At 65.0% G+C, this 19,215-nt stretch carries 19 protein-coding genes and 1 pseudogene; 6 read left to right on the top strand and 14 right to left on the bottom strand.

Annotated features, from left to right (window positions below; all coding sequences use genetic code 11):
- Window positions 1-286 precede the first annotated feature (286 nt).
- Window positions 287-820, top strand: a complete 534-nt coding sequence (locus FGF80_RS06850; RefSeq protein ID WP_006185755.1) for a hypothetical protein — start codon at window positions 287-289, stop codon at window positions 818-820.
- A gap of 64 nt (window positions 821-884) precedes the next feature.
- Here the strand turns inward: FGF80_RS06850 and argS are convergent, their stop codons facing one another.
- From argS to gdhB, 11 genes are all read right to left on the bottom strand, one after another.
- Window positions 885-2,663 carry an arginine--tRNA ligase gene (gene argS / locus FGF80_RS06845; RefSeq protein ID WP_138652965.1) on the bottom strand — a complete coding sequence of 593 codons (1,779 nt, stop codon included), beginning with the start codon at window positions 2,661-2,663 and terminating at the stop codon, window positions 885-887.
- A gap of 74 nt (window positions 2,664-2,737) precedes the next feature.
- Entirely contained in the window at window positions 2,738-3,412 is a 675-nt protein-coding gene (udk, locus tag FGF80_RS06840; protein ID WP_006185753.1) for a uridine kinase, read from the bottom strand.
- Window positions 3,413-3,493: 81 nt separating this feature from the next.
- Window positions 3,494-4,030, bottom strand: coding sequence for an NUDIX domain-containing protein (locus tag FGF80_RS06835; protein WP_049908088.1), 537 nt, complete (start codon window positions 4,028-4,030; stop codon window positions 3,494-3,496).
- Window positions 4,031-4,055: 25 nt separating this feature from the next.
- Window positions 4,056-5,213 carry a pyridoxal-phosphate dependent enzyme gene (locus FGF80_RS06830; protein WP_006185751.1) on the bottom strand — a complete coding sequence of 386 codons (1,158 nt, stop codon included), beginning with the start codon at window positions 5,211-5,213 and terminating at the stop codon, window positions 4,056-4,058.
- A gap of 1 nt (window position 5,214) precedes the next feature.
- Window positions 5,215-6,174 carry a succinylglutamate desuccinylase/aspartoacylase family protein gene (locus tag FGF80_RS06825; RefSeq protein WP_006185750.1) on the bottom strand — a complete coding sequence of 320 codons (960 nt, stop codon included), beginning with the start codon at window positions 6,172-6,174 and terminating at the stop codon, window positions 5,215-5,217.
- Between the two features lie 224 nt (window positions 6,175-6,398).
- Complete coding sequence (locus tag FGF80_RS06820) at window positions 6,399-7,235, bottom strand: proline dehydrogenase family protein (RefSeq protein ID WP_138652963.1); 837 nt, start codon at window positions 7,233-7,235, stop codon at window positions 6,399-6,401.
- A 64-nt stretch (window positions 7,236-7,299) separates the two neighbouring features.
- A complete protein-coding gene (locus FGF80_RS06815; protein ID WP_138652961.1) occupies window positions 7,300-7,737 on the bottom strand; it encodes a DUF4870 domain-containing protein in 438 nt (145 codons plus the stop codon).
- 32 nt (window positions 7,738-7,769) lie between these two features.
- Entirely contained in the window at window positions 7,770-8,372 is a 603-nt protein-coding gene (locus FGF80_RS06810; RefSeq protein WP_138652959.1) for a helix-turn-helix domain-containing protein, read from the bottom strand.
- 127 nt (window positions 8,373-8,499) lie between these two features.
- On the bottom strand, window positions 8,500-8,727 hold the full coding sequence (locus FGF80_RS06805) for a hypothetical protein (protein WP_238705356.1): 228 nt from the start codon (window positions 8,725-8,727) through the stop codon (window positions 8,500-8,502).
- 469 nt (window positions 8,728-9,196) lie between these two features.
- Window positions 9,197-9,862, bottom strand: a complete 666-nt coding sequence (locus FGF80_RS06795; RefSeq protein WP_138652955.1) for a DUF502 domain-containing protein — start codon at window positions 9,860-9,862, stop codon at window positions 9,197-9,199.
- A gap of 106 nt (window positions 9,863-9,968) precedes the next feature.
- On the bottom strand, window positions 9,969-11,276 hold the full coding sequence (gene gdhB, locus FGF80_RS06790; protein WP_138652953.1) for a glutamate dehydrogenase GdhB: 1,308 nt from the start codon (window positions 11,274-11,276) through the stop codon (window positions 9,969-9,971).
- A 175-nt stretch (window positions 11,277-11,451) separates the two neighbouring features.
- Here gdhB and FGF80_RS06785 point away from each other — a divergent pair, with 175 nt between their 5' ends.
- The gene (locus FGF80_RS06785; RefSeq protein ID WP_138652951.1) at window positions 11,452-11,997 is read left to right on the top strand and encodes a CDP-2,3-bis-(O-geranylgeranyl)-sn-glycerol synthase; all 546 of its coding nucleotides are present in this window, start codon (window positions 11,452-11,454) and stop codon (window positions 11,995-11,997) included.
- 71 nt (window positions 11,998-12,068) lie between these two features.
- Here the strand turns inward: FGF80_RS06785 and FGF80_RS06780 are convergent, their stop codons facing one another.
- Complete coding sequence (locus FGF80_RS06780; RefSeq protein ID WP_175416999.1) at window positions 12,069-13,028, bottom strand: alpha/beta hydrolase; 960 nt, start codon at window positions 13,026-13,028, stop codon at window positions 12,069-12,071.
- 162 nt (window positions 13,029-13,190) lie between these two features.
- Here FGF80_RS06780 and pyrE point away from each other — a divergent pair, with 162 nt between their 5' ends.
- Window positions 13,191-13,715, top strand: coding sequence for an orotate phosphoribosyltransferase (gene pyrE, locus FGF80_RS06775; RefSeq protein ID WP_138652949.1), 525 nt, complete (start codon window positions 13,191-13,193; stop codon window positions 13,713-13,715).
- A gap of 34 nt (window positions 13,716-13,749) precedes the next feature.
- Here the strand turns inward: pyrE and FGF80_RS19095 are convergent, their stop codons facing one another.
- The gene (locus FGF80_RS19095; protein WP_006185742.1) at window positions 13,750-13,923 is read right to left on the bottom strand and encodes a hypothetical protein; all 174 of its coding nucleotides are present in this window, start codon (window positions 13,921-13,923) and stop codon (window positions 13,750-13,752) included.
- Window positions 13,924-14,287: 364 nt separating this feature from the next.
- Between FGF80_RS19095 and thrS the strand changes: the two genes are divergently transcribed.
- The 3 genes and pseudogenes from thrS (at window position 14,288) to FGF80_RS06765 (ending at window position 17,725) form a co-directional block, all read left to right on the top strand.
- Window positions 14,288-16,240, top strand: coding sequence for a threonine--tRNA ligase (thrS, locus tag FGF80_RS06770; protein WP_138652947.1), 1,953 nt, complete (start codon window positions 14,288-14,290; stop codon window positions 16,238-16,240).
- Window positions 16,241-16,472: 232 nt separating this feature from the next.
- Window positions 16,473-16,609, top strand: a pseudogene (locus FGF80_RS19980) (phosphoribosyltransferase family protein); the annotation flags it as partial.
- A gap of 405 nt (window positions 16,610-17,014) precedes the next feature.
- A complete protein-coding gene (locus tag FGF80_RS06765) occupies window positions 17,015-17,725 on the top strand; it encodes a phosphoribosyltransferase family protein (protein ID WP_138655490.1) in 711 nt (236 codons plus the stop codon).
- 382 nt (window positions 17,726-18,107) lie between these two features.
- Here the strand turns inward: FGF80_RS06765 and FGF80_RS06760 are convergent, their stop codons facing one another.
- Entirely contained in the window at window positions 18,108-18,899 is a 792-nt protein-coding gene (locus FGF80_RS06760; RefSeq protein ID WP_138652945.1) for a hypothetical protein, read from the bottom strand.
- Window positions 18,900-19,215 lie beyond the last annotated feature (316 nt).

Genomic DNA, 19,215 nt, shown 5'->3' with positions numbered 1-19,215 from the left:
CCGACGGCCGGCCGTCGGTAATCGATTCTTTCCGCCCCCGAAGCGGCCTTCGTTCGGACTCGATGGGCCGAATGCAGTGATTACCACCGAGACGTGACTGTCATTGCCGACTGACAGTCACGCGGTCCGTCTCGACGCGAGTGGCCCGACACGGTCGCGTTTCGATCCGTTTGTCGCTCCCTTCCGATGTCGATGCGGCGGGTCGCAGTTCACGACATCGCCGTTCTCGACGAGCGAACACGTAACGAACTGATTACTAATCATGACGGTTCCCGATGGGTCGGCCATGGAGCGACGAAAAATCCTCCTCGGCAGTGGCGCAGCGCTCGCAACCGTGCTCGCCGGTTGTTCCAGCGACGAGACCGACGACGATTCCAAGTCGGACTCCGACGGCGACGAACCGCTCGATGACGACGACGGTGGCGATGAGACCGACGGGACCAACGACGGAACCGACGACGGAACCGAAATCCCCGGTCTCGACAGTGACAAACTGACCATCGATAGCACCAAGATTTCGATCAAGGACGTGAACAAGGACGGCGACGAAATCGATATCATCGCGACGACGACGACGACCGACCCCGAGACGCTGTCCGCGGAACTGGAGTCGCTCGGAAGCACACTCTCCGCGGCGATCACCGACGCCGAGAAGCTCGCGGCCGCGATCAACAGCATCACCTGGGTGATCGAGAAGGACGGCGCGAAGGTAATGTCATTCTACGTCGACGTCAAGTGGGCCCTCGCGTATCTCAACAACGAGATGGGTGAGGACGAGTTCGTCGAGAGCGTCCTCGATACGACCGACGAGACGTACTAACGGCCCGTGTTGATCGGCGGTGTTCTTTCGGCCGCACCGACGACCAGCCGCCGGGTCGTCGCGCCTACATCGACCGCGGCGCGGCCACGCCCAGGATCGAGAGGGCGTTCGCGACCGCGTGTTTCGAGGCCGCGACCAGGGCCAGTCGCGCCTCGCGGACCGCGGGGTCGACGTCGTCGGCCAGGACGGGGCACTCGCGATAGAAGCCGTTGAATCGGTCGGCGAACTCGCGGGTGTAGGTCGCGATCTGGTGTGGCTCGAGGTCGTCGGCGGCCTCGTCGACGACCGCCGGGAACCGCGCGATCGTCTCGAGGAGGTCCCGCTCGGCCTCGGTCTCGAGCAGGTCGGCGTCGACGGCGGTCTCGACCTCGGCCAGTCCGGTCTCGGGATCGATGCCGGCCTCTTCCAGAATGCCACAACAGCGCGCGTGGACGTACTGGACGTAGGGAGCGGACTGGGCCTCGAAGTCGAGCGCGCGGTCCCACTCGAAGGTGATCGCCTTCGTCGGCTGTTTCGAGACGATATCGTAGCGGACCGCGCCGATGCCGACCTGGTGGGCGATGCGATCGATGTCGCCTTCGTCCAGATCGTCGTCCCGGATGCGGTCATCCAGTCGGTCCTCGACTTCGTCGCGGGCGCGGTCGATCGCCTCGTCGAGCAGGTCGTCGAGATCGACGCCGGTCCCCTGGCGCGTGCTCATCTTCCCTTCGGGGAGGTTGACGTACGAATAGAGGACCTGCCGGAGCTGGTCGGTCTCGTTGCCGAGCAACTCGAGGGTCGTCCGGACCTGCTTGGCCTGGAGCTTGTGATCCTCGCCGAGTACCGTCACCGCGCGGTCGTACTCGTCGAACTTCCACTCGTGGTGGGCCAGGTCGCGGGTCGCGTACAGCGAGGTCCCGTCCGACCGCAGGAAGACGAGGTTCTTGTCGATGCCGTGGTCCTCGAGTTCGAGTTGCCAGGCGTCGTCCTCGTAGACCGCCTCGTCGAGGTTCTGCAGGCGGTCGACGAGGTCGTCGGTTGCCCCGTTTCGCATGAACCGCGTCTCCTTGACGAACTCGTCGAACTCAGCGGGCAGGCGGGCGAGACACTCCGTCATGCCGCCGAGTACCTGATCGACGACCTCGCTGACCCGTTCGTAGGCCTCGTCGTCGCCGGCCTCGAGCCCCTGCATGATCGCTTCGATCTCGGCCTCGGCCGCTTCGGCCTCGGCTTCGGGCGCATTCTCGAGGTAGGCGTTGCCTTTGCGGTAGTAGCGCACGAGGTCGTACTCGATACGGTCGCGCTCGGGGTCGTCCTCGAGAGCAGTCTCGTCGAAGGTCTCGTAGGCCCAGGTGAAGACGGCCATCTGCCGGCCGGCGTCGTTGACGTAGTAGTGGCGGTCGACGTCGTATCCCGCAAAATCGAGCAGGTTCGCGACGGCATCGCCGATGATCGGGTTCCGGGCGCGGCCGACGTGGACCGGCCCCGTCGGATTCGCGCTCGTGTGTTCGACGACGACCGACTCCTCGCGGTCCGACAGGTGTCCGTACGTCTCGTCGGTCGCTTCGGCGAGCGTGTCGGCGAGATAGGCGTCGCTCGGCAGGAAGTTGAGATACGGCCCCTGCGGTTGCACGTCGGCGACGTAGGTCAGTTCGTCGGCGTCGATCTCGTCGGCGATCCGCCCGGCGACCTGCGGCGGCGGTGCACCGGCCTCGCCGGCCAGTCGGAACGCCACGCTCGAGGCGAGGACGCTCGCGACGTCGTCCGGCGGTTCTTCGATCCCGAGATCGTCCGTCGGGAAGTCGAGTTCGGCGAGCGCCCGCTCGAGGGCGTCCTCGACCTCCGCGCGTAGGGAGAGGAACATACCCGCCCGTATTCAGGGCTCGAGTAAAGGAATGTCGGGTTTGGTCTCGTACCGTCGCGCCGGAACCGGGGCCGTCAGTCGAGCGCCTGGCCGTTGACCGACAGTTCGCGGTCGACGCCGGGCCGGGCCGACTCGTCCGGCAGTTCGGCCTGCACCTTCTCGATCAGGAGGTCCATCGCCATCCGGTTTGCGCCTTCGGGAATGATCACGTCCGCTTGCTTTTTCGTCGGGGCGACGAACTGCTCGTGCATCGGCTTAACCGTCTCGAGGTACTGGTCGATGACGCCCTTGAGGTCGCGTCCGCGCTCGATGACGTCGCGTTCGATCCGCCGCAGGATGCGAACGTCCGCGTCGGTCATCACGTACACTCGCAGATCGAGTAGGTCGCGGATCTCCTCGTCGTACAGGGACAGGATGCCTTCGAGAACGAGTATCTCCGAGGGTTCGACGGTGACGCGGTCGTCAGTACGGTTGTGGGCTTCGAAGTCGTACTGTGGCATCTCGATCGACCGGCCCGCCAGCAGCGCCTCGAGTTGCTCCCGAAGCAGGTCCCACTCGAAGGCCGATGGATGGTCGTAGTTGACCTGTTCGCGTTCCTCGAACGCGAGATGTGAGAGGTCCTTGTAGTAGTTGTCGAGCGGGATTCGCGTGACGGCCTCGCCGACGGTCTCCGACACCGTGCGCGCGACCGTCGTCTTTCCGGCACCCGTCCCGCCGGCGATCCCGATAGCGAACGACGGTGAACTCATCGTCCGAATCTGGGATGGGGCGCTAATGAATCCCCTGATCCCGCGGCGGCCGCGCCGCCCGCGCGTCGCGGTCGCTGCCGCTCACTCGAGCACCGCGGCGGCCTCGCGAAACCGGGCCTCGTGGACCGGTCGAAACGTCTCGCCCGAGGCGTCGAACGCCGACGGGGTCCAGAACCGCGCGGCCACAGCGTCGCTGCCCGCCTCCGGGTCTCCCGCGGCGTCGGCGCGGTCGGCCACGTAGTGGACCGTCACGACGTGTTTCCCCTCGCGAGGTGGCATCGTCGACGCGCTGAGAATCTCGAGGGCGGCGGGATCGACGGCGACGCCGGTCTCCTCGCGGAGTTCGCGCGCGGCCGCTGCGGGCGGCTCCTCGTCGATTTCCATGTGGCCGCCGGGAAGCGTCCACTCACCGACCCCCGGCGGGACGCCGCGTTCGACGCAGAGCACGGCCGACTCCGGCCCCGATCGGTCGACGACCGCGACGCCGGCACACGGGACCGGATTGTGCCAGACGATCGCGTCGCAGGGCGGACAGCGCATGCGCTCACGACCGTCGAACCTGATCGACTCGAGGCGAGTGCCGCAGTCAGGGCAGAACGTCGGCGGTCGGCTAACCATCTACCGACGGTTCAGTACCGAACCGTCATAGGGTTTTCAGTCCGCTACCGGTCAACGGCACGACGACGTCGTCGTCGGCGTCGATGACGCCGTCATCGCGGTACTGCTCGAGGGCCGCCGGTGCGACCGCGCAGGTCGGCTCGACGTAAAAGCCGTTGCGGTGGAGCCGGTCCAGCGCGGTTTCGATCGCATCCCCGCCGATCGCGATCGCGTCGCCGTCGGTCGCCTCGATGGCGTCGACGATCTCGGTGCCGCGGGCGGGTTCGGTGATCTGGATGCCGTCAGCGATGCTCGTCCGTTCGCCCTCCGCGTCGGTGGTATCGCCGCCGAGCGCGGCGACGATCGGCGCGTAGCCGGCCGCCTGTGCGCCGAGCAGGCGCGGCATGCCGTCGACGATGCCGGCCTCGTTGAGGAGGGAAAAGCCCCGATACGCGCCGAGGAAGAGCGTGCCGTGACCGAGCGGGAGGACGACGGCGTCGGGGACCGTCCACCCCTGCTGGGCGGCCACCTCGAACGCGAACGTCATCGTCCCGGCGTAGAACGCGGGATTCCAAGCGTGGCTGGCGTACCAGCCCTCGCCGGTCTGATACGGGGCTCCGCTCTCGTCACCCGTCGGATCGCCGTCGTTCGCGTCGCCTTCGACGGCCTCGAGACAGGCCGCGGTCACGTCCTCTCGGGCTCCTTCGATGCGAACCGGGCGGGCGTCGGCCCGCTGGATCGTCATCAGCTTGGACTGTTTGACATCCGACGGGACGTAGATGTCCGCGTCGACGCCCGCGCGGGCCGCGTAAGTCGCGATCGACGCGCCCGCGTTGCCGGAGGAATCCTCGAGCACCTTCTCAACGCCGAGTTCGACCGCCCGCGAGAGGGTCGTCGTCGCGCCGCGGTCCTTGAACGAACCCGTCGGGAAGACGTACTCGAGTTTGAACCGCGCGTCCCAGTCGGGGGCCTCGACCGTCGGCGTAAAGCCCTCGTAGAACGTGACGTGCTGTTCGATCGGGAGGAACTCGAAGAACGTCCACAGTCCCTCGCTGGTATCGAGGCTGTGTAGTGGCAGCGGATTGCCCTGCGGATGTGGCCGTTCGGTGAACTCCAGGGCACGGCCACAGCCACAGCGCCACGGTTCGTCCGGTCCGGCCTCGTAGACGGTCCCGCAGTCGGGGCAGGTGAGATCGGAGGCCATCTCAGTACTCACCAACATCGGTGCCGATCGAACAGACGTACTCGCCGGTCGCGACCTGCGGGAGCCGCCGGGCCCGCCAGAGGATGCCGCTCCCGTCGGCCGTCACCTCGGCCTTCGGTTCCCCGAAGGGAGTCGTCACTTCGAACACCGTCTCGCCGGCACGGACTCGGTCGCCGAGGTCCTTGTGCATGGTCACGAGTCCGCCCGCCGGGGCCCCGTACTGTTCGAACCCCCTGGCGCGGGTCTGGGTCTCGAGCGGCTGGTCGCCGTCGAGGAAGTCGTAGTAGCGGAGGACGTTGAACACGCCGTCGACGCCCGTTCGAATGCTGTCCTCGTCCCAGCCGACGGCCCCGCCGAGTTCGGGATCGACGGTCGGTATTCCGTCGTCGGGAGCCGCGCGGGCCAGTTGGCCGTCCGGCCCCTTCTGGTCGAGCACGTACCCGCAGCCGAAGGCTTTCGCGAGCTCGAGACACTGGTCGTGGAGCCGGTGGCGCTTCCCGCAGCGAACGCGGACTTCGTCCAGCATCCGACTGGTCGATCCCTGGTGGAGATCGAGGATCAGGTCCGCGTCGGTCGCGATGTCGAACGTCGCGGCCGCGATCCGCTCGCTCGAGGTACCGCCCTCGTTGCCGGGATAGGCACGATTCATCTTCGTGTCGTCGATCGGGTTGCGGTGTTCGGCGACCTGGAACGCGTGGTAGTTGACGATCCCGACGATGAGTATCGTCCCCGAGATCTCGGCCGGATCGAGCCGCGGTACGACGCGCTGGACGACGCCGATACCGTTGAGTTCGTCGCCGTCACTGGCCGCCTGCATGTAGAGGGTCTTCCCCGCAGTCGCGCCGTTTACAACGGCAACCGGCAGTCCGAACGGGCTCCCGTCCCGCGTCTCGCCGATCTCGAGACGGCCCGTATCGATCTCGCCGGGCCCCGCGCTTGCGGTTCCGAGCGTCGTCGTCATATGTCCACCACGATGGAGCCGTTTGCCTTTATACTATCCTTTGATCCCGACCGGCGGGCACCGGACGCGAGCCGGCCGGATCGATCGCGGTGGGTCGTCGCTCGAGATCGGGACGCGATCGCGCGCTCCGCCCGTGGGTCGTCTGGCTCTCGGACGACCGATAGCCACGCTGCCATCGCCTACCGGGCGTGAGGCTGCGACGGTAGCAATACCGTCCGGCCGTCTCAGCCGGTGAGTACGGCACGAAGTGCGAACCGGAGGTTCTGCCGCCGTTCCATGACCCGCCGATAAAAGTAGGATTTCCAGCGGTCGCCGTAGGGGACATACTGCCAGACCTCGTCCTCCCGTGCCAGTTCGTACTGGGCGTCCTCGCGCACGCCCATGAGCATCTGTATTTCGAAGTCCGTTCCGTAGCGCTCGTGGAGCGCTTTCGCGTGTTCGATCATCGCCGGATCGTGGCTTCCCACCCCGATACCGCCGTCGTAGCGTTCGAACGCCAACTCGAGCAGGTCCCGGTACTCCCGATCGACCCGCGCGGAATCGGTGTAGGAAACGTCGGCCGGCGGGTCGTAGGCACCCTTGACCAGGCGGACTTTACCGGGGACGTCGGCCAGTCGCCTTATGTCCGCTCGCGTCCGGCGGAGGTTGGCCTGAACGCAAACACCGACGCCGCCCCCGTGGTTCCGTGCGAGGGCTTCGAACGCGTCCAGCGTCGCGTCGGTCGTCGTGTGATCCTCCATGTCGATCCAGACGAAGACGTCCCGTTCGGCCGCCGCGTCGACGACGGCGGCTAGCGTCGTCCGGAAGACATCCTCGTCGAGGTCAAGCCCCAGTTGCGAGGGCTTGACCGAGACGGCAGCCGCGAGCCGCGAGCCCGCAATATCGGCGACGAGGCGTCGGTATTCGGCGGCGTCGGCGTCGACGGTCTCGCGGTCGCCGTGGTGCTCGCCGAGGAGATTGACGATCGCCTTCACGTCGCGCTCGTTCAACCGACGGACGTGCTCGAGCGCTTCTGCGGGGGACTCCCCCGCGACGAACCGGTTCGCGATGGGCGGGAGCATATCGGTGCCCTGGGGAGCCACGCGTAAGGGTGTTCCTCCGGTTCTCGGCGACGGTCACGGGCGGTCACACGAGTTCGGGGGCGAACGGATAGCGCCACGCCTCGCCGAAGATGGCTTTCGCCATCGCGACGATCCAGATGACGGCGCTAAGCAGGCCGAGGGACATCGCGGCGAACACCAGGACGAAGACGGGAAGCAAGACGGCGGCTTCGAGGGGACCCGGCACCGTGACGTACTCGAACAGCGTGTCCAGCCCGATCAGGAGCGCGAACGTCGCGAGAACCGATCCGATGACGAACAGGTGCCAGTCGAGCGCGTTCCGAGCGTTCGCTCGCGTGAACTCGTGGCTCGAGGCCAGATAAATGACGACGGTGGCGATCGGGCCGATAAACGGCAGTATCGCGATGAAATGGACGAAGATACCCAGGAGCGTCCGCTCCGCGAGGATCGACGGGCCGGGTTCGGTCGTAGGCGATTCGGTCGGTGATGAGTTCGTTGACATCGTTTTGAACGTGCGGGGAGAGTCGGCGGCCGTTACTTCGGACCGGACCTGTTCGGCGTCGGCACGGCTCCACTGACGCCGTCGTCGCGGACAGCTCGAGCGAGGCGTTCGGCACCGAGCAAGACCAGACAGACAACGAAGAGGTTGCCGGCGGCACCCAACAGCCCGTGGCTGGCTTCGACGGGGGCGTCTATCGACAGCACGATCAGCCCGACGCCGACGGAGAACAGTACCAGACTGAGTTGCAAGCCCGCCAACACCAACGTCCTGATGCCGGCCGGGTTCCGGAGTCGAAGGAAGTCGGCGAGCGACAGCGTCTCGAGGGGTGAATCGTGATCGAGCGCGCGTTGCCCGGCCGGTGAGAGCGGCCACGGTGATTCCGGGTGGTTGATGTAGTACAGCGTGATCGTCTCCGGATAGGTCTCCGCGGCGACGACATCGATCTCGCGGAGTTCGTCGAGCCGGTTCCGAACGGTCTCTTTGCTGACGGTCGGACTGACGCGCGAGCGAAGTTGCTGGACCGAAAAGAACGGGCGGTCGGATTCGACCATGACCTCGACGACGTGTCGCTGCGTGAGTTTCTTGTCGAGCGTCGGATCGAGCCGTTCGTCGATCCACGTTGGGAGCGTCGCCATCGTTAGCAGAGCAATCAGCGGGGGAGAAATTAAACCCCCAGATGGATTTGGCGGGCACCAAACGCGATGTTGCGCCCGCAAACCCGATCAATAACCGGGTGCGACGCCCGCTGGGTGCGGGCGCGAGTCAGGACCGATCCCGTCGCGAGCGGACCCGTCGCGCGGTGCGCTCGGCGAATCGGAGCACGACACAGAGCAGGAGCAGGTTCAGTGCGGCGGTCCAGAGTCCGTGGTCGCTGTGGACCGGTGCCTCCAGTCCGACGGCGGTCAGGACGGTCCCGAGGAGGAACAACACCAGGCTGAGCTGATAGCCCGCGAGGACGAGCGTCCCGATCGCGTCCGGTTCGCGAAGCAACAGGAAGTCCCTCGCCGAGAGCCGATCGAGCGGGTTCGCGGCCGACCGCGTCGGCGTCTCGCCTGCGGGGTACGAGTCGGTCGCTCCGGGGTGATCGATATAGTAGAGGGTCGTCGCCGCCGGATACGTCTCGACGGCGACAACGCCGCGCTCGCGGAGTTCCGCGAGCCGCTCCCGGAGCTGGTCCTCGCCGACATCCGGCCCGAGCCGCGCGCCGAGTTGGGAGACCGAGAAAGAACGGCCGGTCCGCTGTCAGCATCACCTCGGCGACGCGGCGTTGTGTGAGCGCACGGCTCGGCCTCGAGTCGATCCGATCTTCGATCCATGGCGGCAGCGTCGACATGCGTCGGTCCCGCTCCACCCGGTGTCGCATAAATTCCCGACCGGATTTGACGGACGCCGACCGCCGCTCGAGGGACGCCGGCCGTGCTCTCGCGTCGAGTATCGTCTTCACCGGGACCGTCTTCCGTCACTCCTCGTCCGTCGATCGGTCCCCGGACGGACCCAACGGCGACTCCGTGTGTCGCTGCGGGTGCGTTGAGTCACCGAAGCCCCCGCTCAACACGCGCGCGAGCGCCTCCTCGACGGAGTCGTCGGTTTCGATGATCCGGTCAGCATCGGCTTCCACGACGAAGCCCGAGGAGACGTTCGGTGACGTGGGAACGAACAGCACTACCCGTCCGTCGCTGGTGGTGTGGCCGGTCTTGAACGCCGGCATCTGCGTGCCGTCCCAGCTTCGGACTTTGACCGGTTCCTGCAGGGCCTGTTCCTCGCCGAGCGTGGTCTCGGCCGCGACTTTTGACGCGTTGTAGACGACGCGCAGCCCCGGGACGCGGTTCGCGATTCCGTCGACGCTTCGCGTGAAGACGTCGCCGACGGTCGTTCGGGTCAGGATACCGATCGCGATCGCGATCAGCACGACGGAACTCAGCGAGACGACGAGTTGGAATACGCGGATGATCAGTACGCGGGTCGGCTCGTTGCCGATGAAGCCGGCCAGTATTTCCGGCTCGAGCGTGCCCGCCGGCGTGAACCCGATCGCGAGCGCGTAGGCCCGGTAGACGACGTACAGCGTGACGAGTATCGGTCCGATGAGAATCAGCCCGCTCGCGAAGACCCGCTTCCACGGCGTCATTAGTAGACCATACGACTGCTCGGACATGAGCCCTTTCATTCGTCCCGTCGCACCCGGCGAGAAATCCGTTGGACCGTCCGGCGGTCCCGCGGCCGATCGGAACCGGCTACGGCCAGAGCCCTCTGGTCTCTTTCGCCTCCGCGATGCGGGAGAGCGCGACGACGTAGGCGGCGTCGCGCCACGTCAGCCCCTTCTCATCTACCTCCGTACGGACGTCCTTCCAGGCCTCGAGCATGTGGTCTTCGAGTTCCTCGGTAACTCGCTCGAGGGACCACTGGCGGCGGTTGATGTCCTGAAGCCACTCGAAGTAGCTGACGGTGACGCCGCCCGCGTTCGCGAGGATGTCCGGGATCACGTGGACACCGCGTTCCTCGAGGATGGTGTCGGCGGCGAACGTGGTCGGGCCGTTCGCGCCCTCGACAACGATGTCGGCGGCGATCGCGTCGGCGTTATCCGCGGTGATGACGTTGCCGACGGCCGCGGGAACGAGGACATCGACGTCGAGTTCGAGGAGGTCGCTGTTCGAGATGCGGGAGACGTCGTCGCCCTCGTCGAGGTCGGTCGCGAACCGCGTGACCGCTTCGGGCTCCTCGTCGTGGGAGGGAATCGCCGAGACGTCGATCCCGTCGGGATCGTATACCCCGCCGTTGACGTCGCTGACCGCCACGATCGTCGCTCCCCACTCCTCGAGCAGGCGGGCGGCGTTCGCGCCGACGCTTCCGAAGCCCTGGACGGCGATGGTGGTGTCCGAGACCTCGCGGCCGTAGTACTGGACGGCTTCGCGTGCGGCGATCGCCGTCGACCGACCGGGGGCCTCCTCACGGCCGTAGGAGCCGCCGATGACCGGCGGCTTGCCCGTGACGACGCCGGGGATCGTCTCCCCCTGTTGCATGCTGTAGGCGTCCATGAACCAGGCCATCGTCTGGGCGTCGGTCCCCATGTCGGGCGCGGCGACGTCTTTCGTCGGCCCGACCGCATCGCGCAGTTCCTCGGCGAACCGACGGGTGAGCCGTTCGGTCTCGTCCTCGGTCAGCGCTTTGGGATCGACGGCGATGCCACCCTTTCCGCCGCCGAAGGGAAGGTCCATCACGGCACACTTCCAGGTCATCCACATCGAGAGACCGGTACACTCCTCGGCGCTGACTTCGGGGTGGTAGCGCAGGCCGCCCTTGTACGGGCCGCGAACGTCGTCGTGCTGGGCCCGATAGCCGGTAAAGACGTCGACGGAACCGTCCTCGCGCTCGAGCGGTACCGATACCTGTTGAACCCGTGTCGGGTGTTTCAGCCGCTCGACGACGCCGGGATCGACGTCGACGTGGGTGGCGGCTCGCTCGAGCTGTCGGCGGGCGGTGACCAGCGCCGAATCGGGTTCGGCTGCCGATTCGTCTTCGGTCGCAGGAGGTTGTGTCGTCATCAGTTGGAAGTCTCGTTGCTGGTACTAGTATCCCGGTTATCCACTACTCCGTGTGAGTCATGTTACGTTGTGAATCTTTCTCTCGGAACGACGGGTGGCGTCTCCGCGCCGTCGCTCACGAGGCGGCTCCACCGAACCACCGCCCGTTAAGACACGTCAGTTCGTCCCGGCCGATATGGCACTCCTCGAGACTATCGCGATCGCGTTCTGGGCGATGTTGCCCGCCTACGTCCCCAACAATGCTGCCGTGTTGGCCGGCGGCGGCCGACCGATCGACGGCGGCCGGACGTGGGGTGACAGGCGCGTGTTAGGTGACGGAAAGACCTGGCGCGGCACGGCGATGGGGACCGCGGCGGGACTCGCGCTCGCGGCCGGCCTCACGTTCATCGCGCCCGATGTCGGCGACGTGCTGGGATTCGATGTCCCCGAATTCACCCCGCTTGCGGCGCTCGGTCTCGCCGGCGGCGCGATGCTCGGCGACATTCTCGCCTCGTTTCTCAAACGCCGAAGCGGCCGCCAGCGCGGGGCGATGTTCCCCGGCCTCGATCAGTTGGACTTCGTCGTCGTCTCCCTGCCACTGACCGCGCTACTGGCGACCGACTGGTTCCGTGCGTGGTTCTCGCTCGAGGTCATCCTCGTCGTCGTCGTGCTCACGCCGATCCTCCACGTGACGACGAACGTGATCGCGTACAAACTCGGACTGAAAAACGAGCCCTGGTAGGTGTCGTTCGATCGGTTCTCTCCGCACCGGACCGACGAAACCGGCGACCGTCCGTTCTCGGAGACACCGATCTACTCGAGCGTCGCGTGCAGATCCGCGACGGCGGCCTCGTGGGCCTCGTGAGCACGCTCCAGCGCGACCGGCTCGGAAATCATGCCGAAGAAGCCGTGGATCATGTCGTCGTAGTTGTGGTACGCGACGGGGACGCCGGCCGCCTCGAGTCGGTCGGCGTAGTTCGCACCGACATCGCGCAAGGGGTCGAAGCCGGCGGTGATGACCGTCGCGGGCGGCAACTCCGAGAGGTCGTCCGCGAGCAGGGGACACGCGTAGACGTTGCCCATGTCGATCTCGGTTTCGAAGTAGTGGTCGCGGAACCACGCCATGTCGTCCGCCGTGAGGAAGTACCCCTGGCTGTTCTCCTTGTAGGCCTCCGTCACAGTCGCATCGCCGACGCTGGGGTAGATCAGCAGTTGATACGCGATTGCTGGCCCACCCCGATCCCTGACGAGCAGCGACAGCCCCGCCGCGAGACCGCCGCCGGCGCTGTCACCCGCCACGACGAGTCGGTCCGGGTCCGCGTCCAGTTCGGCGGCCGTCTCCGCCACCCACTCGAAGGCGGCATAACAGTCCTCGAGCCCCTCCGGGAAGGGGTGTTCGGGCGCGAGTCCGTAGTCGACGCTGACAACCGGATACCCGGTGTCAGCCGCGAGTTTGCGGCACGTGCCGTCGTGGGTGTCGACGTTCCCGATGACCCAGCCGCCGCCGTGGAAGTACAGGAGCAGCGGCCGGGCCGTCCCCTCGGTTCCGGGATCGTAGACCCTGAGCGGCACCTCGCCGTGCGGGCCGCCGATCGTTCGGTCCTCGACCGACTCGAGTTCGATCTCGGGCTCCCCGGCGACGCGCAACTGATCGAACAGTTCGCGAGCCTCCTCAGCCGAGAGCTCGTTGAACGACGGCATGTCGAGCGATTCGTAGCGCTCGAGAAACGCCTGCAGGTCCGGATGGAGCGCGTCTGCACTCGTTGCTGTCATCACATGACACACATATCGTCGGAGACAAAAAGTTATCTGCAGCGGCAGCCGCTCGCGGCGTCGCGATCGGCCGATAGCGCTCTGATCCCGACCACACCGATCCGATTGCGTCCGCGTCCCGTTCCACACCGCTTATTTCGGTCGGGCGCGCCTTGTCGAGCAATGACGAATCAGGACCTCATCGACGCCCTTCGCGCGGCCGACGCCGTCCAGTTCGGCGAGTTCGAACTCTCCCACGGGGGAACCAGCGAGTACTACGTCGACAAGTACCTCTTCGAGACCGATCCCGACTGTCTCGAGGCCATCGCCGCGGCCTTCGCCGAACGGGTCGACGAGGACGACAAACTCGGCGGCGTCGCGCTCGGCGGCGTGCCGCTGGCCGCCGCGACGAGCGTCGCCGCCGGCGTCCCCTACGTCATCGCGCGCAAGCAGCGCAAGGAGTACGGCACCGGTAATCTGATCGAGGGGCGACTCGAGGCGGGCGAGGAGGTCGTCGTCGTCGAGGACATCGTGACGACGGGGACGAGCCTCGTGGAAGCCGTCGAGGCGCTCCGGGAGGCGGGTGCGACCGTCGAGCGCGCGTTGGTTGTCGTCGACCGCGAAGAAGGCGGCCGCGAGACCGTCGAAGACGCCGGCGTCGAGATGGACTCGCTGGTGACGGCAAGCGAGTTGCTCGAGAGCAAGTAGCCGGGCCGCCGCTGGGCTCCGTAACGGCCAGCGATCAGCTCTCGACGGCTTGCTTCAGGAACTGTGGCGTCGAGATCGCATCGAAGACGGCGATGCCCAACACGAGGAGTTGCATCGTTCCCTCCAGAAAGAGGAGTGCGATCGCGGCGACGAGTACGCCAGTGGTGAGGCCGATTCCCCATCGGACGGTCGGATCTCGCAGGTCCATATCCGCCCTACTATCGATTCGACTAAGAAGGTGTCTATTCGTAGACACCAGGAGTCGGAAGCGGTGGCCGTACGATGTCGGGCCGTCTCCTCCGTGGATTCGATCCACCGGTCAGATCGCCCCATCAGGTCTACGCCGTTCGGACACGAGTGCGACGCGTCCGGCGACGGCGTCATCGTCGCGCCCCATCACAATGCTTTTATCCCGCTCGAGAGTACTCGTAGCCACGATGGTAGGTGTCCGCTTTACAGGGGCGTTTGCCCGTTTCTAATTCCCACCTACCGCGTATTGTGTCGGCACGAGTCGGCCAGTGTGCGGGACGTGATGCGGACACGCCACCGGAATTTTCACCACACCCACAGCCATGTCAGAATCAGACTCACAGGAGCAGGTAGCGGTCGTACTGCCGGACGGATCAGCACTCGAAGTCAACGCGGACGCCACGGTCGAGGACTGCGCCTACGAGATCGGCCCCGGCCTCGGCAGCGATACCGTCGCCGGCAAACTCGACGGCGACCTCGTCGCCAAGGAGCAGCCGGTCTACGACGGCGCGGAACTCGAGATCATCACGGAGCAGTCCGACGAGTATCTCGACGTCATGCGCCACTCCGCGGCCCACTGTCTCGCACAGGCGGTCGAGCGCCTGTACGACGAGGGCGCGGTCAAACTCGCCATTGGCCCGCCGACGGACGAGGGCTTTTACTACGACTTCGACAACCTCGACATCGACGCGGAGGACCTCGCCGACCTCGAGGACGAAATCGCGGCCATCATCGAGGCCGACTACGAAATCGAGCGTGAGGTCGTCTCGATCGACGACGCGGAAGCGCGCCTGGCCGACGAACCCTACAAGCTCGAACTGCTCGAGGAACTCGCCGAGGAGGAAGACACCGTCACGTTCTACAGTCAGGGCGAGTGGGAAGACCTCTGTGCCGGCCCCCACGTCGACTCGACGGGCGAGATCGGCGTCGTCGAACTGCTCGAGATAGCCGGTGCCTACTGGCGCGGCGACGAGGACAACACGATGCAGACGCGCATCTACGGCACCGCCTTCGAAGACGAGGGCGATCTCGAGGATTTCTTGGAACGAAAACAGGAAGCCGAGAAGCGCGATCACCGCCGGATCGGCAACGAGATGGACCTCTTTTCGATCCAGGATGTGACGGGGCCGGGGCTGCCGCTCTATCACCCCGCCGGGAAGACCGTCCTCAAGGAACTCGAGGACTTCGTCGAGGACCTCAACAAGGATGCAGGGTACGACTACGTCGAGACGCCCCACGTCTTCAAGACGGATCTGTGGCATCGGTCGGGTCACTACGAGAACTATCAGGACGACATGTTCATCTTCGACGTCGGCGACGACGAGTTCGGCCTGAAGCCGATGAACTGTCCCGGCCACGCCGCCATCTTCCAGGACCACTCCTGGAGCTACCGGGACCTGCCGATCCGCTACGCCGAGAACGGGAAAGTCTACCGCAAAGAACAACGCGGCGAACTCTCCGGACTCTCGCGGGTCTGGGCGTTTACCATCGACGACGGCCACCTGTTCGTCCGCCCCGAGCAGATCAAGTCGGAAGTCGAGGCGATCATGGACATGATCACGGACGTCCTGGAGACGTTCGACCTCGAGTACGAGATGGCCCTGGCCACCCGGCCCGAGAAGTCGGTCGGGAGCGACGAAATCTGGACGCGCGCCGAGGAGCAACTCGAGAGCGTTCTCGACTCCCACGGTCACGAGTACGACATCGAGGAAGGCGACGGTGCCTTCTACGGCCCGAAGATCGACTTCGCCTTCGAGGACGCCATCGGCCGCTCGTGGGACGGTCCAACCGTGCAACTGGACTTCAACATGCCCGAGCGGTTCGACCTGAACTACGTCGGTGAGGACAACGAGGAACACCGCCCGGTGATGATCCACCGCGCGCTCTACGGCAGCTACGAGCGGTTCTTCATGATGCTCATCGAGCACTACGAGGGTCGGTTCCCGCTGTGGCTCGCACCGGAACAGGTCCGCGTGCTGCCGATTTCCGACGACAACCTCGGCTACGCCCACCGGGTCGCAAACGAGTTCGACGACTTCCGCGTCGAGGTCGACGGCCGCGACTCCACCCTCGAGCGGAAGATCCGTGCGGCCCACGACGATCGGGTCCCCTACCAGATCATCGTCGGCGACAACGAGGAAGCCGACGGCAACATTTCGGTACGGGACCGGTTCGAGGACCAGGAGTACGACGTCGAGATCGAGGCGTTCAAGACGCATCTCGAGGACGAAATCGAGGACCAGCGGACGGAACCGGACTTCCTGCAGGACGAGTAGCGTCGCAGGCTGTACTGTAGCGTCGACTTCGGCGTTTCTGAATCTATTCGCGGACGATCAGTCACAGCTGGGTACTAATTCTCGATACGTCATCTCCCGCTCGGCTCCATAGTACAGATTGATCCGCCGGAGAACACCCGGATGCAGTGGACATTCAGGGTCGGCAGGAACAGAGACGACACCGTTCGCACCGTCGTCGGTTCGGTACTCGACAGTACGACCCTCATCAGGTTTGCGGGCGGTCGACGTGTTGCGGACGCTGAAGGAGATGCGAACCTACGACGAACCGGCCGAACGATGGGGCTACCGGCGGGCGACCTCTGTCGATACGTCAATGGACACGTCTTGCCGGACACTGATCGTGCGCGAGGTCGGAGCGATTATCGAGGAACAGCGGACGGCACCCGACTCGATCGGCGCATCCGTCGTCGGATTCGAAATGGGCGCGTACAGTCCGAAACGGAGCAACTCGACGAGAATACCCTTTCGAGCAGCCCGGCGCTGCCGATAACGGGATTTGCGAGCGCGGGAACCGGACCAACGACCACACCGCATTCGAACCAGGCCTGCTCGAGGACGAGACGGATGCGGTCGCTTCCGGAACGGGTGGTTCGGAGTGACAGTCTTCGTGATCGGAAGCCGTGTAGTGCGCCGAGACAGCGGATACGCGGGCGAATCCCGCCGACCCGCGATCGTCGCCCCACACGGCTGTGGCTATCTCGGCCGTCCCCGCCGATCGAAACCCCCATACTTGCAGGATCGTGCATACCAACTATGAACAGAGCCGAGAAGGCAGCCCTGCAGTTGCGGGCTGTCGACGTACTGCGGATGTTGAAGGAGACGCGGACCTACGACGAACTCGCCGAGACGACGGGGCTTCCGGCGGGCGATCTCAATCGGTACGTCAACGGGCACGTCCTCCCGGGAACCGAGCGCGCACGCGAGGTCGTCGAGGATCTCGGCCGGGAGGCGCTCGCCGAGGAACTCGCCGCCCGCATCCGCGTCGACGACGAGGGGTACGTCGACAATAGCGCGACCGTCTTCGACCAGCCGTTCCTCGATCTGGCCGCGCCGGTCGTCGCCAACGGGTTCGACTTCGAGCGGCCCGATGTCGTCCTCACTGCCGCGACCGACGGGATCACGCTCGCGGCCGCGCTCGCGAGCTACTACGGTGTCCGCTGTGCCTACGCGAAAAAGAGCAAGGAAACCGCCGTCGAGGAGTTCATCGAAGCCCGCCAGCGCCTGCAGTCCGGCATCGAACTCACCTACTATCTGCCCGCCTCGGCCATCGGCCCGGGTGAATCGGTGCTCGTCGTTGACGATCTCATTCGATCGGGCGAAACCCAGGAACTCCTGTTGGACATCGTTCGGACCGCCGACGCCGATGTCGCCGGCGTCTTCGCGCTCATCGCGGCCGGCGAGGACGGAATCCAACGCGCCCGCGAACGCACCGACGCATCGGTCGGCGCGCTGACGACCGTCTGACCACCTGCCTCGAGTCGTGCTCAGTGACACGACGATCGGGCGGGCACCGTCCAGTTAGCTCGGTTTGAGAAGTGAGCAGGTCGTTGAGTAACTCGCCTAGAGATGCTCGCAGACCTGCTCACATCTCAAACTGACTCAACTAGACAGTGCCATCATGCTGATTCTGATATATGACGGAGTTGTCGTGCCTGCTACCGCAGCGGCGACTAGTAACTGTCTGCCCCCATGACTTGGTAGCCGACAAGGGCGGTTCCAGCGATGAGTAGCAACATCCCAAAGAGTGGGACTGGTGAGTTATCGCCGACCCAGTTGGTCAAGAATAATCCGACAATCGACAGTTGGATGCCTGCGAGTCCAGCTTTCATTGTAGTTGTACTGTAAGTTACTTGTTGACGTCACTTCGACGCTTCCAGTACTGGGCGTTGGGACCAGTACTGACAGAGAGGATACCGAGCGAGATCGAGAAGGTGACTCCACTGGGCAAACTGAATGGATTCCACGTGTGGGCATATGTGCCGTACACGTTGTGCTTGCCGGACTGTTTTTTCCTCAGATCCACTTTCATCCAACTTGAACGCCGAGAGAGCGAGGGAACTTTCGGACGGATACCGCCGTTACAGCCAGTCACTGGGACGTACTCGGGGTCGTCAAACTTGCCGATGACGCCTTCTGTTTTTCGGTCGTCGAAGGTCGTATTCGAACCGAACCGCCAACTATCGTTCACTGGTTCCCAGTACGCCCCGGAAAATCCAACCGAGACACCGTCTTTCGGGCCGGCCGAATCGACGCATGCGTTCACGATCTCACCTTCGTATTCCAGCACCCACGAGATCGTCGACCGATAGATGCTTCCAGAGACGAGGCGGACCGTCTGTACCAACTGGGAGTTCGACTTGTTGTATTCGGCCTGTGTCGAAATGCCATCGTCCTCCCCCCCATTGTCCTCCCCTGGCTTTTGGTTCAAAACGAGCGGCATTCCGACGGCGGTCTGGTCGTATTCGACACCCTTCTTGTCCATCAACTGTGCGGCTTTCTCTGGATTCCGATTCCGGAGGAGTTGTTGTACGGGCTTTTGGATGCCAGCATCCTCCGTCCCGGTCGGGTTCTTTTCGGCTCCGACCGAGACGGATGCCGCCGTGATTCCCGTTGAGGCGAGGCCTGCTGAGGCTCCCATTTTCAGCACTCCACGTCGGCCTATCAAGCTTCTACTCTGATTGTTATTACCTTCCACCACTGTTGATAGTACGAATCACCCATTATTCGTAATACGGATAAATTCTTCGGATATTTAATCAGATTCTATATACATTCATGTATGACGCTTCTCGCCCGGACAGCGGTCGATCACCTCGAGACACAGACGTCCGTCACCCGCGCGTTCGTTGATTCACTTGGGAAGATGACCGGTGCCGCCCTCCGATCCGTCCTCGAGGCGCTTCCCTGCGGCCCCGATAAGGTCGCTCAAACGCTACCGACTACTGGCATCCGTC

Origin of the sequence: Natrinema pallidum, assembly GCF_005890195.1 — an archaeon.
Classification (GTDB): domain Archaea; phylum Halobacteriota; class Halobacteria; order Halobacteriales; family Natrialbaceae; genus Natrinema; species Natrinema pallidum.
The sequence above is the reverse complement of the archived record's forward strand: the minus strand, read 5'-3'. Positions and strand labels throughout refer to the sequence as shown.